Raw genomic sequence first — 12,536 nt, 5'->3', positions numbered from 1 at the left:
GTCGCGAATGGCCGATCAGGTGCAGGAATCCTGCACACGACGGCCGAACCCCCGCACCATGATCCCGATTCCGACCGCCTGGAGGGCCCATGCCGCAGGATCTGGTCGACGAGCTCGACCTGGAGTTGATCCACGCGCTGCAACTCAACCCCCGGGCTTCCTGGTCCGTCCTCGGCCGGGCCCTGGACATCGACCCGGTGACCGTGGCCAGACGATGGGAACGTCTGGAGAAAGCCGGACTGGCCTGGACGTTCTGCGTGCCCGGCCCGATCGCCCGAACCGGCCTGCTGCGCATGATGTACGTCGAGATCGAGTGCGCGCCGAACGGCCTGAACCCGGCGGTCGACCACCTCCTGGCCCAGCCGCACGTCATCTACCTGCACCACATGACCGGCGCGCGCCCCCTGCTGGCCGCGATCGCCGTCGCCGACCTTCCTGCCGCCTCCGCCTACAGCCGCCGGGAACTGGACGCCCTGCCCGGCGTACGCGCTCACCACCCCGAACTGTTGGTCACCACCTTCAGCGAGGCCAGCAGATGGCGTCTGGGCACACTGGAACCCGCCCGACAGCACGAACTGCGCGGACCCGGCGGTCCGATGGAGGAGAACCTCCGAGCCCTGGACGACACCGACGAGGACCTGATCAGAGCCCTGACCACCGACGCGCGCCGGTCCCACACCGAATTGGCGGCACGCGTCGGCGTCAGCGACGCCACGGTCCGCCGCCGGCTGGCCCGCCTGCTCGCCGACGGCAGAATCCGGATGCGCTGCGAGATCGCCCAGTCGGTCTCCGGCTGGCCGGTCACCGCCGTTCTACGCTGCCAGGTGCCCGCGGCGCGGCTGGCCACCGTGGCCCGAGCCGCGGCGCACCTGCCCGAGACCCGTCTGGCGGCCGGCATGACCGGTGCCGAGAACCTTTTGCTGATCGTCTGGCTCCGCGACGCCGCCGACCTCCCGGAGTGGGAAGCCGCACTCGCCACCGGCCATCCCGAGCTGGTCGTGACGCGGCGTGGCGTATGCCTGCGCACCCTCAAACACATGGGCCGTCTCTTCGACGAGCGGGGCGCCGCGGTGGACTCCACGCCGATCGACATCTGGCAGCCGTGATTCGTCAATTCATGGGCGAGTACCGGTGATCGGTCGCCGGGACGCCGTACCGGCTACGGTCGAGCCGCCAGAGCGAAGCCAGACCGCACGATGCCCATCCCACTCGGGGACGGGCATCAGCGTTCAAAAAATTCCAGGTCGGGCTTGCAGCTACGGAATCTCGCAGCCATCGGGCCCGCACACCGCACCGTCCGGCGCAGCGTTGCCGACGACCTTCAGCGCCGGCGCCTGAGCGGCCCACGCCTCCTGCAACGCCTCCGTGAACACCTCGGCCGGCTGGCCGCCAGACACGCCGAACTTGCGATCCAGCACGAAGAACGGCACCCCATTGGCGCCCAGCATCTGCGCCTCCTGCTCGTCGGCGCGCACGTCGGCCGCGAACGCGGTCGCGTCGGCCAGCACCGCACGGACCTCGGTCTCGTCCAGGCCCGCCTGGACCGCGAGCTCCACCAGCCGCTCGTCGTCGAAGACCGAGCGCTCCTCAGCGAAGTTCGCCGTGTACGCCAAGTCCAGGAGCTCGTTCTGCTTCCCGCGCGTCTTCGCGAAGTGCAGGACGCGGTGGATGTCGAAGGTGTTGCCGTGGTCCCGGCCCTCGGCCAGGTAGCCCAGCCCGGCGTCAGCGGCGTTCGCCGCCACCCGCGCCTCAGCCTGCTTGGCCTGCTCCAGACTCATGCCGTACTTGCCGGCCAGCATCGGCAGGACCTGGACGGTGTCGCCCTTCGCCCGCTGCGGGTCCAGTTCGAAGGAGCGGAAGACCACCTCGACGTCGTCCTTGTGGGCGAAGGCCTGCAGGCCCTGCTCGAAACGCGCCTTGCCGATGTAGCACCAGGGGCAGGCGACGTCACTCCAGATCTCGACGCGCACGGTGGTTCACTTCCTTGCTGGTAGGTCGCTATTAGTAGGTCGCTCACGTATAGATGTGTGGGCCCGGAGGGGGTTGGGGCCCACACATCTCGTTCAACGGTGAACTACCTCACGGAATTCCGGGTGTGGACGTGACCCCGGTCTCCGTCCATCACCCGTGCTCCACCCGCGTCACACGTGCTCCACCCGCGCCACCGGCTCCGCGCCGGCGAGTTCGGCGCGGCTGCTGACGCCGAAGCGGCGGAAGAGGCGGGTCAGGTTGCCTTCGACGGCCTTCACCGACACTTGGAGTGCGGCGGCGATCTGGCGGTTGGTGGCGCCGGAGCGGACCAGTTCGACGATCTGGCGCTCGGTGGCGCTCAACGGTTCGGCCGGGGTGTCCAGGCGGGCCAGGCGGCCTTGGACGAAGCGGAGCCAGGGGCTGCAACCGGCCGCCGCGTAGGCCGCCGCCGCCGATTCCCAGGCGGTGCGGGCGGCGGCGCGGCGGCGGGCCCGGCGTTCCAGTTCGCCCAGGGTGACCTCGGCGCGGGCTATCTCCAGCGGATAGGCGTGTTCGGCCGGGATCGCGGCCCGGAGCCGGTCGGCGGCCTCGCGGGCGTCGGCGGCCAGGCCGTGGCGCAGCAGGCGGGCCCGGGTCAGGCCGAGCTTCACCACGTCGCGCTCCAGGCGCCGGGCGGCTTCCTGCGCCTCGTCGAGTATCCGGTCGGCGGCGGAGAACGAGCCGCAGCGCGCCAGGGTCTCGGCGAGGTCGGCGTCGACCAGAAACGTCGCCGGGTCGACCATGCCGACGTTCCGCATCAGGGTCCTGCCACGGGCCAGGTGGTGCGCGGCCTGCGAGGAGCGGTCCAACAGTAGTTCGGCACGCCCCAGGAAAGCGTGCGCGTAGCCGGTGAACTCCGAATCGCCGGACGCGGTGCCGGCCTCGATGGCACGCTGCGCCACCTCCACCGCGGCCTCGGCGCTCCCGCCGGACAGCTCGGCCGCGGCGGTCAGGATCAGCGCCTGCACGCTCGAAGAGCCGGTCTCGGCTCGCAGCCGGCTGCCGAGCAGCGCCGCCTCGTGCGCCTGACGGCACAGGCCGGCACGCTCGTTGACCGAGGCCACCAGGTGCAGAACGTCACCGAGGTCGCGCAGTCGCCCGGCCCGCTCGACGTCGGCCCGCAGTCGGGAGGCGGTCGCCAAGGCGTCGGCGACGTCGCCCCGGCGCAGGAACCAGATGATCAGGGACTTGCGAACCGCGATGGACGGCAGCGTCAGATCGCCGCCGAGCCCCAGCGCCTCGGCCTCCTCCAGCGACTCGATGGCCCGCTCCGGATCGGTCTGGATCTCGGTCGGCACGCGCATCGCGATCGATTCCGCCCGCAGATTGCGGTCGCCGGTGGACAGCGCGTACTCCTCAGCCCGCGCCAGGGCCGCGATCGCCGCTTCGACGGAACCGGAACGGAAGGCGTGGTCCGCGCGCTGAAGGCTGACCCGCGCCTGCAAGTCCGGACGCCCCGCGGCGTCGGCCTCGGACGCCTCGAGAAGGGCGGCCTGCACGGATATGTCGTCGTCGAGTTCGACCAGCAGCATCCGCGCGCCGACACGGCAGGCCGGGTCGGGTCCGGCCGCGACCCGCTCGGCGGCGTCGCGGGCTTGGCGCGGAAGGCCCGCGTCGAAGGCGGCGCGGGCGGCTTCCAGGAGGCGACGGGACGCCACGTCGGTGTCCGCCGGTGTCACGCCGACATTCGCCAGGCCGGCGCCGGGCTTCACGTTCGTCGCGGCGGCGTCGTCATGAGCGTCGGGAGCGGCTGTCGCCGACAGGGTGTCGGTACCGTTCACCACTGCGCTACCGGCTACCGGCGTTCCGTTTCGCGCCGCCGCACCATCGCTGGCAGGCGTCCCCGTTCGCGCCGCCGCGCTGCCAGTAGCAGGCGTCCCGCTCTGCACCGCCACGCCACCGGTGGCAGGCGTCCGCTCGGCGGCCATCCGGAACAGTTCCGCAGCAGTCCCCGGCGCTCCGCGATGCACCGCGATCCGTGCCGCCTCTTCCAGTTCCGCCGCCAGGTCTTCGGTCGAGTCGGCCGTCGCCAGCGCGTGGTGCCGAGCCCGCTCCAGCGGGTCGTCGTGGGCCTGCGCGAGCTTCGCGTGGCATTCGCGGCGGGCCTCTATATCAGCGTCCGCATACACGATCTCGCGCAACAGCGGGTGCGCGAAGCGCGGCTCCAGGTCCCGTCCGGAAACGATGATGCCCGAGGCCAGCGCTTGGGACAGTCCCCACTCGTGCCCGGCCAGCAGTTCCCGTGGCGGGCGGGCGGCCGTCGAGATCAGCAGGAGCGCGTCGCGGGCGGCCTTCGGCAACGCGTGCAGGCGGTCGGCGAGCAGGCCGCGCAGACGTTCCGGGACCAGTAGCGGGTCGCCGGGCTGCACCACGGTTCCCGATCGCAGTGCGGCACGGCCCAACTCCAGTGCGTAGAAGGGGTTACCGCCCGCGGCGTCGCGGATCCGTTGCGACAGTTTGTCGGTGGGACGCAAGCCGAGGCGGGTCCGCAGCAGTTCGGAGACCACCGGGCCGGGCAGGTTGCCCAGGGCGATCTCGACCGCGTCCTCCGGCAGGAGTCCCCACCATGTGGGTTCCTGTCCTTCGGACAACCGCTCGGCGGCGAGCACGCGGACGCGGCTGCCTTGGCGGCGGCGCACGGCGAAGGCCAGGACCTCGGCGGTGGCCGAGTCCAGGCAGTTCACGTCGTCGAGGATCAGCAGGACCGGCCGTTCCGAGGACAGCGCGCGTAGTGCTTCGACTACGGCGACCCGGATCGCGAGCTGGTCGGTGGCCGCGCCGTCGGGGACCGAGCGCATCAGCACGCCGTCGAAGGCCGAGCGCAGGTGGTAGGGGACCACTTCGGGCCGGGCGGCGACCGCGTCGGAGAACAGGTCGTAGAGCCCGAGGTAGGGGAGCCAGGACTCGGCGGCGGCCGACGCGCTGCGCAGCACCAGTTGCCCGGCGGCCGCGCACGCCGAGCCGATCGCGTCCAGCAGCGCCGATTTGCCGATCCCGGCCGGACCGCTCACCAGCACGCCGCCGCCGGCGGCCAGTGCCGCCATGCACTTCTCGAGCGTCTGCTGCCGGCCGAGTATCGCTGGTGCGTCCTTCACGCAAGGAAGTGTCCTCCCGTGCGCGTCCTGTTGGCGAGTCCGAAGTACCGGCTCGTGTACTGAGCGTCTCTGAGGTACGGCGAAATACCTTATGCCCGATTCATCCCTCTGAATTCCGAGCTAAATCAATTACTGGATATAGAACGCGCAGCTACCTAGCGCGTTGTTACCTTTTCGTGACCGTCTCAGCGTGCTTTTCCCCAGTCCGGGCCGCTACGGTCGCAGACCAGGCACGCCGGTCCGAGACCCGGAAGACGGGACACCGGCGGCCTACGCCGAATCCCAAAAGCGCGCAAAGCGCCGGACGGGAACCGGGGACCCACGTCCCAATGGGGTGAATCCGCTTCCGAAGTGGTAGGGCAGCCTCTTTCGCCCGAACCCGTCAGCTAACCCGGTAGGCGGTCAAAGAGGAAGACAACTACGCACATGCGCACACCCTTGGTGCTCAGCCGCCGCTCCCGCGGCCTGACCCTGACCGCCGCCGCCCTCGGCGCGGTCGCCGTCCCGACTCTGGCCTCCGCGGCCCCGGCGTTCGCCGCCGCCCCGCACGCCGCCCCGGCGGCCGCCCCGGCCCTGGCGCCGGCTCCGGCCTCGGCCGTGGCCGCCGCGCTCGCCGCCGCCGCTCCGGCTCACGCAGCCGCCCCGGCGCACGCCGCACCGGCCGCCGCCGTGGCCCCGAAGGCCGCCGTGGCCCCCAAGGCCGACGCCGCCCCGCAGTCCGCGACCTACACGGTCCACGCCGGCGACACCCTGTCCGGCATAGCCCAGGCCAAGCTCGGCGACGGCAGCAAGTACCCGGAGATCTTCAAGCTCAACACCGGCAAGGCCCAGGCCAACGGGCAGAAGCTGCAGGACCCGAACCTGATCCTGATCGGCTGGGTGCTGAACCTGCCGAACGCCGACGGTTCCGCGGCCCCGGCCTCGACCTCGACCTCGAACCAGCCGGTCACGGAGTCCGCCCCGGTGCAGAACTCCCAGTCGACGCAGTCGAACCAGTCGAACCAGTCGGCGCAGTCGTCCAGCAAGAGCTCGCAGAGCAGCCAGGGCACCCAGACGCAGACCCAGAGCTACCAGAACTCTTCGGCGTCGACCGGCTCCTACGCCAACAACCTGGACGGCTGGATCAAGGAAGCCATCTCGATCCTGAACTCCAACGGGTACTACGTCTCGTACAACGCGATCTACCAGACCGTGATGCACGAGTCGGCCGGTAACCCGAGCGCCACCAACGGCTGGGACTCCAACGCCGCCGCCGGCCACCCGTCGATCGGTCTGATGCAGACCATCTCCCCGACGTTCAACGCCTACGCGCTGACCGGCCACACCGACATCTACAACCCGGTGGACAACATCATCGCCGGCGTCCGGTACGCGGCGGCCACTTACGGCTCGCTGGACTCGGTCGTGGCGGCCCGCTGTGGCGGTTCCTGCTGGTACGGGTACTGATCCCGACGCGGTCAGATCTCGTGTGAGACCCGGAAGCCCCCGAGCGCGGACGCGCTCGGGGGCTTCGGCCGTGCTTAAGCCGTGCTTAAGCCGTGGTTCGACCGTGCTTCAGCCGTGCTTCGGCCTCATGGCGTCGGGCTCGGGCATGAGCCTGAGCCATCGGGCTCATGAACGCTGCGGCTCAGAAGCCCTCGCCGGTCCAGCCGTAGCGCTTGTGCAGGTGGCCGATGACGTTGTCGAAGTCGCCGCGTTCCAGCGCGTGGCCCTCGCGCCGTACGCCCTCGGGGTGCACCCGCACCACGCGGTCGATCACCGCCCAGGACTCGCGCGCGTCCCGGTCCCAGTCGCCGGTGCCGATGCTGACCCAGTTCTCGGCGTCCGAGTGCCACTTGCTGGTCAGCTTGATCGCCAGGAAGTTGCCGGTCGCCTTGCCCCGGGCCACCAGCAGCACCGGGCGGTCCTTGCCGCGCCCGTCGTGCTCCTCGTAGGGAACCCAGGTCCAGACGATCTCGCCGGGATCCGGGTGGTGGTCCTCCTCGGGATCCCACTCGGTGTGCACCGCGCCGATCTTGTGCGGGTCGATCTCGACGGTATCGAAGGGCGGGAACCGGCCGGGCGAGTTCCCCCACTGGTCGTGCTCATGCTCTGCCATGGCGCCGAACTATGCCAAAGGATTGAGCGGGGCCGCCAACCGCCATTGAGCCGCGCGCTGCGCCTAACGAGTGAACGCCACGCCGCACCGCTCCCACACCCGGCCGAACGCACCTCAGGGCCCGGACAATCCCTGTGTGACGACGCACTCTCTGGCGACCATGCTGCTGGTGGCCGTCATCGCGGTCCTGTCCCCGCCGCTGGCCGACCTGGCCGGACGCAAGGCGCCGGTGCCGCTGGTGGTGTTCGAGATCGTGCTCGGCATCCTGGTCGGCCCGGACGTGCTCGGCTGGGCCCACGATGACGACTACGTGCAGGCGTTGTCCCAGTTCGGCCTGGCGATGCTGTTCTTCATGGCCGGCTACGAGATCGACTTCGACCGGCTGCGCGGCGCCCCGCTGAACCGCGCGCTGCTGGGCTGGGCGATGTCGGCGGTGCTCGGCGTCAGCCTGGGCCTGCTGCTGGCGCCGTCGGCGAAGAGCGGCGTGATCGTCGGCATCGCGCTGAGCACCACCGCGCTGGGCACGATCCTGCCGGTGCTGCGGGACGCCGGCGAGGTCGGCACGCCGCTGGGCAACGTGGTGATGGCGGTCGGCGCGGTCGGGGAGTTCGCGCCGATCATCGCCATGACCCTGTTCCTGGACGGCCGCAAACCCGGCGAGGCGATGGTCTACCTGACGGCGTTCGCACTGATCGCCGCGGCCGGGGTGGTGATCGCGGTGCGCGGCGAGCACACCGCCGTGCACCGGCTGGCCGACATCACCATGGAGACCTCCGGGCAGTTCGCCGTCCGGCTGGTCATCGCGCTGCTGATGGCGATGATCGGCGCGACCGTGGCGCTGGGCGTGGACATGCTGCTCGGCGCGTTCGCCGCCGGCGTCATCATGCGCATCCTGTTCCACAGCGGGGATCCGGAGCGCGCCGAACGGATCACCGCGAAGCTGGAGGCGATCGGCTTCGGTTTCCTGATCCCGGTGTTCTTCATCGAGACCGGGATCGGCTACGACCTCAAGGCCCTGACCTCGAACTGGGCCACGGTCGGGCTGGTGCCGCTGTTCTTGGGGCTGTTCCTGGTGACGCGCGGCTTGCCGAGCTTCCTGACCGCGCCGGAGGGCACCAGCTCACGGGGCCGGCGGGCCATCGCGCTGTATGCGGCCACGGGGCTGCCGCTGATCGTGGCCATCACCGCGATCGGGGTGGAGCGCGGGACGTTGAAGTCGTCGACCGCGGCCGCGATGGTGGGCGCGGGGATGCTGTCGGTGCTCCTCTATCCATTCCTGGCGCTGAAGGTGAGCGGGAGCACGCGGGCTCCGCAGGGGTGGGAAGAAGCTGCCGAGAGCTGGTGACGACCTCGATATATCCCCCCGTGGTCGGAGACACCGGGCCCCCGTGGTCGGAGACACCGGGTCCCGAACCCGACCATAGTCCGATGCGCAGCCCACGCCGGGCACGCGAGGATAGTCACGCCAGGAAAGTTACGATGATCCGGTCCTGGAGACGTGAGCCCGAAGATCCATCCCGAGGAGGTGCGCATGCTGAAGGTAGTGCTGGCCGGGTTGCGCGCCGATGCGGTGCGCCTGGCGCTGACCTGCTTGTCGATCGTGCTCGGCATCGCCTTCGTGACCGGGACGTTCCTGCTCTCCGGGTCCATCAACCAGGCCTTCAACTACGGGTACGCGCGGGCCGCGCAGAACGTGGACGTGGCCGTGCAGCAGACCGGGTCGGCCGTCTACCCGAACACCACCGCGCCGCCGACGCCGCCGTCGCTGCTCACGCCGTCGGTCGTGGACCAGATCCAGGCGCGCGTCGGCTCGGACGCGGTGGTCAGCGGGCAGGTCAAGGGGCCGGCCCCGGTGCTGGACGCCAACGGGCAGCCGATGCGCACCGACGGCCTGACCGGCAACGCCCTCGCGTTCCCCACCGACCCGGCGCTGTATCCGGGGTCCATCGTGGCCGGGACCGGGCCGACCGGGCCCGGGGACGCGGTCATCGACAAGGACACCGCCGCCGAGCACAAGCTGACGGTCGGCCAGACGATCCGGGTCGTCGGGCACGACTCGGCGATCCACACCTTCCGGCTGGCCGGCATCGCCGAGTACGGCGTGGACAACCGCGCCAACGGCTGGACCCTGGTCGGGCTGGAACCGCAGGTGGTGCTGAGCCTCACCGGCAAGACCAGCTATGACGAGATCGACCTGCACGCCAAGGGCGGCACCTCGCAGGCGCACCTGGCGTCCGAGGCGGCGTCGGCGCTCGGCGGCCAGCCGCAGTTCACCGTCCTGACCGGGACCCAGTACACCAAGGCGGTGCTGGAGCACCGGGCGTCGATCGCCGGGAACGTCCCGCAGATCCTGGAGGTCTTCGGGGCGGTCGCGCTGCTGGTCGCCGGGTTCGTCATCTACAACACGTTCACCATCCTGGTGGCCCAGCGGATCCGGCAGGTGGCGCTGCTGCGCTGCATCGGCGCCGGCAAGGGGCAGGTGTTCGCCGCGACGGTGGCCGAGGCCGCGCTGGTCGGGCTGGTCGGCTCGGCGCTCGGCGTGCTGGCCGGGATCGGCGTGGCGCAGGCCCTGCACGCGGTGGTCGCCGCGGTGAGCTCGACCCAGCTGCCGCCGGGCGGGATCGTGGTGTCCGGCGGGGTGATCGCGCTGGGCATGGCGGTCGGGTTCGCGGTCACCATCGCCTCGGCGGTGCTGCCGGCCCGGGCCGCGACGAACGTGCCGCCGGTCGAGGCGCTGCGCACGCAGCAGGAGGTGAAGACCACCCAGGGCCGGATCGGCCGGACCCGGGTGCTGGTCGCGCTGGGGCTCGGCGCGGTCGGCATCGTGCTGGCCGCCCTCGGCACCGGACAGCACGACCTGCTCGGCGGGGTGAAGCTGATCGGTGGCGGCGGCGCGCTGGTCTTCGCCGCGCTGATCGTGGCCGGACCGCTGATCGTCGGGCCGATGATCTGGGCCCTGGACTGGCTCCCGGGCCGGCTGTTCGGCACCCCGACCAAGCTGGCCGGCTCCAACGCCCGCCGCAACCCCGGCCGCGTCGCGGCCACCACCGCGGCACTCACCATCGGCGTGACGCTGATGTCGCTGTTCACGGTGACCCAGGACTCGGTGACGGTGACGCAGTCACAATGGATCGAGTCGCACAACCCGTACGACTACTCCGTGGACCCGCCGGGCACCGGCCAGACGGTCCCGTTCCAGGTCACCGACCAGCTGCGGGCCAAGCCACAGCTGGCCCACGTCGCGGCGGTGGACGGCACGAAGGCAACGCTGAACGGCACGTCGGTGGACGTCGGAGCGGTCGAGGCGTCGGCCTACGGCACCCTGTTCAAGCCGGTGGTGAAGTCCGGCTCACTGGCCGCCTTCGGCCCCGGCACGGTCGCACTGTCGAACGAGATGGCCGACTCGCAGCACGTGAAGCTCGGCGACACGATCACCGTGCAGACCCAACAATCCGGCCCGGTGACCGCCCGAGTGGCACTGATCTACCAGGTCTTCACCGGCCACGGCATCGACTGGTACGACGTCCTGATGCCCCGCCCACAGTTCCTGTCGACGTTCAAACCACTCGGCGACACCCAGGTCCGCATCCTGGCCGCACCAGGCGTCTCCACGGTCGACTCACGGGCCGCCGTCGACTCAGTGGTGTCGCAGTACCCGTTCCTGCACACCGGGAGCCTGGCGGAGAAGAAGGACTCGCTGACCGGCAGCGCCGACGCGACCCTGCAACTGTTCACCGCGATGCTCGGCCTAGCGGTAGTGATCGCGGTACTGGGCATCGCCAACACCCTCTCGCTGTCGGTCGTGGAACGCACCCGCGAGTCAGCACTCCTGCGCGCACTGGGGCTATCGCGCGGGCAGCTGCGGCGCATGCTGTCGGTGGAGGCGGTCCTGATGTCGGCGGTCGGGGCACTGATGGGGGTGGCACTCGGAGTCGGGATCGCAGCCGCGTTGGAGGCCCTGATCGGCCGAGTCGAGGGCGGGGCGGTGCTGTCGGTGCCGGTGCTGACGCTGGTCTGGTACGTGCTACTGGCGGCGGCGGCGGGATTGGCGGCTTCGGTACTGCCGGGACGACGGGCGGCTTCAGTGTCGATCGTCGCGGCAATCGCGGATTCGTGAGGAGGCGCAGCGGTTTTGGCGCGGGTGCTGGAGCAGGCGGGGCGCGGTGGCCAGCTGGCAATGGCACAAGCGGATGGTGCGCAGCGAGCTGGCTGGCTGGCAGATGCACGAGCACGTTGTCGGCATGCGCACGGTGCGGCGGCAGGCGGATGCGCGAGCGGGCGGCGTGCCAGCCCCGGGGCGAGTCGGCGGAGCGCGGTGACCCAGCAGGCAAAGGCACGATTAGGTGGGCTGGCAGACAAGTGCGCGCGGGCAGCGCGCGGCGAGACAGCAGGCACGCGAGCCAGCAGCGGGCAGGTGCGCAATGCAGCAGCGACAGCGGGCCGGCGTGCCGCCATGCGGGTGCGAGCGGCGCAGCAACACGTGGGTGCGCGAGCATGCGGGGCGCGGTGGCCGGCGGCGGAGACACAGTTGGGCGACGCGGGCAGGTGCGCGAATCAGCGACGTGCCGGCGAGCAGATGTGCGGTGCGACGGCAGACAAGCAGCGGCGGGTCGGCACGCAGGTGCGCACGGACAGCGCGGCAAGACAGCAGACAAGTGCCCGAGCCAACAGCACGCGGCACGGCAGCGGCCAGGTACGCGATGCAGCAGAGACAAGCGGGCCAGCCGAAATGCGGGTGCGAGCGGCGGACCAGCACGCGGGTGCGCGAGCATGCGCGGCATGGTAGCCGACAGAGACACAAGTGGGCGGCGCGGGCAGGTGCACGAATCAGCGACGTGCCGGCGGGCCGGTGCGCAATACGGCAGCGACAAGCAAGCGGCGGGCCGGCACGCAGATGCGCGGGCAACGCGGCAAGACAGCAGGCAAGTGCCCGAGCCAACAGCACGCGACACGGCAGCGGCCAGGTACGCGATGCGGCAGCGACAAGCGGGCCGGCCGTACCGACAGGCGGGTCCGAGCGGCGCACCAACATCCGAGTGCGAGCGGCGCGCCGAAATGCGAGTGCGGGTGACGCACCGAAATGCGAGTGCGGGTGACGTGCCGAAATGCGGGGGCGAGTGGCGCACCAGCATGCGGGGGCGGGGGCGGGAGCCGCGGCGTGCGGCTTGTCGGCGGGCACGCTGCGAGCGCGGTGTGGCGGTCTGGGAAGTGAGATGTCTGTGGAGATGACTGATGCGTGCTGAGCCCATCTCGCCGGAGCGGCTGGCGGCTCGGATTGCTGATCTGCTGGCGGCGGATGCGGGGGATCCGTGGCGGCGGCTGGCGGTTGATGG

General features: G+C 70.9%; 7 protein-coding genes and 1 riboswitch. Of the genes, 4 read left to right on the top strand and 3 right to left on the bottom strand.

Annotation, left to right across the window (positions count from 1 at the left end):
- The first annotated feature begins 89 nt into the window (after positions 1–89).
- On the top strand, positions 90–1,106 hold the full coding sequence (locus tag KGQ19_RS26590) for an Lrp/AsnC family transcriptional regulator (RefSeq protein WP_212013207.1): 1,017 nt from the start codon (positions 90–92) through the stop codon (positions 1,104–1,106).
- A gap of 150 nt (positions 1,107–1,256) precedes the next feature.
- Here the strand turns inward: KGQ19_RS26590 and KGQ19_RS26585 are convergent, their stop codons facing one another.
- Positions 1,257–1,970: a DsbA family oxidoreductase gene (locus KGQ19_RS26585; protein WP_212013205.1), complete on the bottom strand. Its 714-nt coding sequence runs from the start codon at positions 1,968–1,970 to the stop codon at positions 1,257–1,259.
- Between the two features lie 171 nt (positions 1,971–2,141).
- A complete protein-coding gene (locus KGQ19_RS52090) occupies positions 2,142–5,105 on the bottom strand; it encodes an AAA family ATPase (protein ID WP_212013203.1) in 2,964 nt (987 codons plus the stop codon).
- Between the two features lie 263 nt (positions 5,106–5,368).
- Positions 5,369–5,520, top strand: a riboswitch (cyclic di-AMP (ydaO/yuaA leader).
- A gap of 11 nt (positions 5,521–5,531) precedes the next feature.
- On the opposite strand from KGQ19_RS52090, the gene KGQ19_RS26575 reads away from it, so the two are divergent.
- Positions 5,532–6,551: a transglycosylase SLT domain-containing protein gene (locus KGQ19_RS26575; protein ID WP_212013202.1), complete on the top strand. Its 1,020-nt coding sequence runs from the start codon at positions 5,532–5,534 to the stop codon at positions 6,549–6,551.
- 181 nt (positions 6,552–6,732) lie between these two features.
- On the opposite strand, the gene KGQ19_RS26570 is transcribed toward KGQ19_RS26575, so the two are convergent.
- The gene (locus KGQ19_RS26570) at positions 6,733–7,203 is read right to left on the bottom strand and encodes a type II toxin-antitoxin system PemK/MazF family toxin (protein WP_212013193.1); all 471 of its coding nucleotides are present in this window, start codon (positions 7,201–7,203) and stop codon (positions 6,733–6,735) included.
- Between the two features lie 136 nt (positions 7,204–7,339).
- Here KGQ19_RS26570 and KGQ19_RS26565 point away from each other — a divergent pair, with 136 nt between their 5' ends.
- Positions 7,340–8,548 (top strand): cation:proton antiporter, encoded by a 1,209-nt coding sequence (locus tag KGQ19_RS26565; RefSeq protein ID WP_212013185.1) that lies wholly within the window; start codon positions 7,340–7,342, stop codon positions 8,546–8,548.
- Between the two features lie 186 nt (positions 8,549–8,734).
- Positions 8,735–11,320, top strand: a complete 2,586-nt coding sequence (locus tag KGQ19_RS26560; RefSeq protein WP_212013182.1) for an ABC transporter permease — start codon at positions 8,735–8,737, stop codon at positions 11,318–11,320.
- Positions 11,321–12,536 lie beyond the last annotated feature (1,216 nt).

Source organism: Catenulispora pinistramenti, from assembly GCF_018274385.1.
In the GTDB taxonomy this organism is placed as follows: Bacteria; Actinomycetota; Actinomycetes; order Streptomycetales; family Catenulisporaceae; genus Catenulispora; species Catenulispora pinistramenti.
Note: the sequence above shows the minus strand (reverse complement) of the source record. Positions and strands in the feature narration are given on the sequence as shown.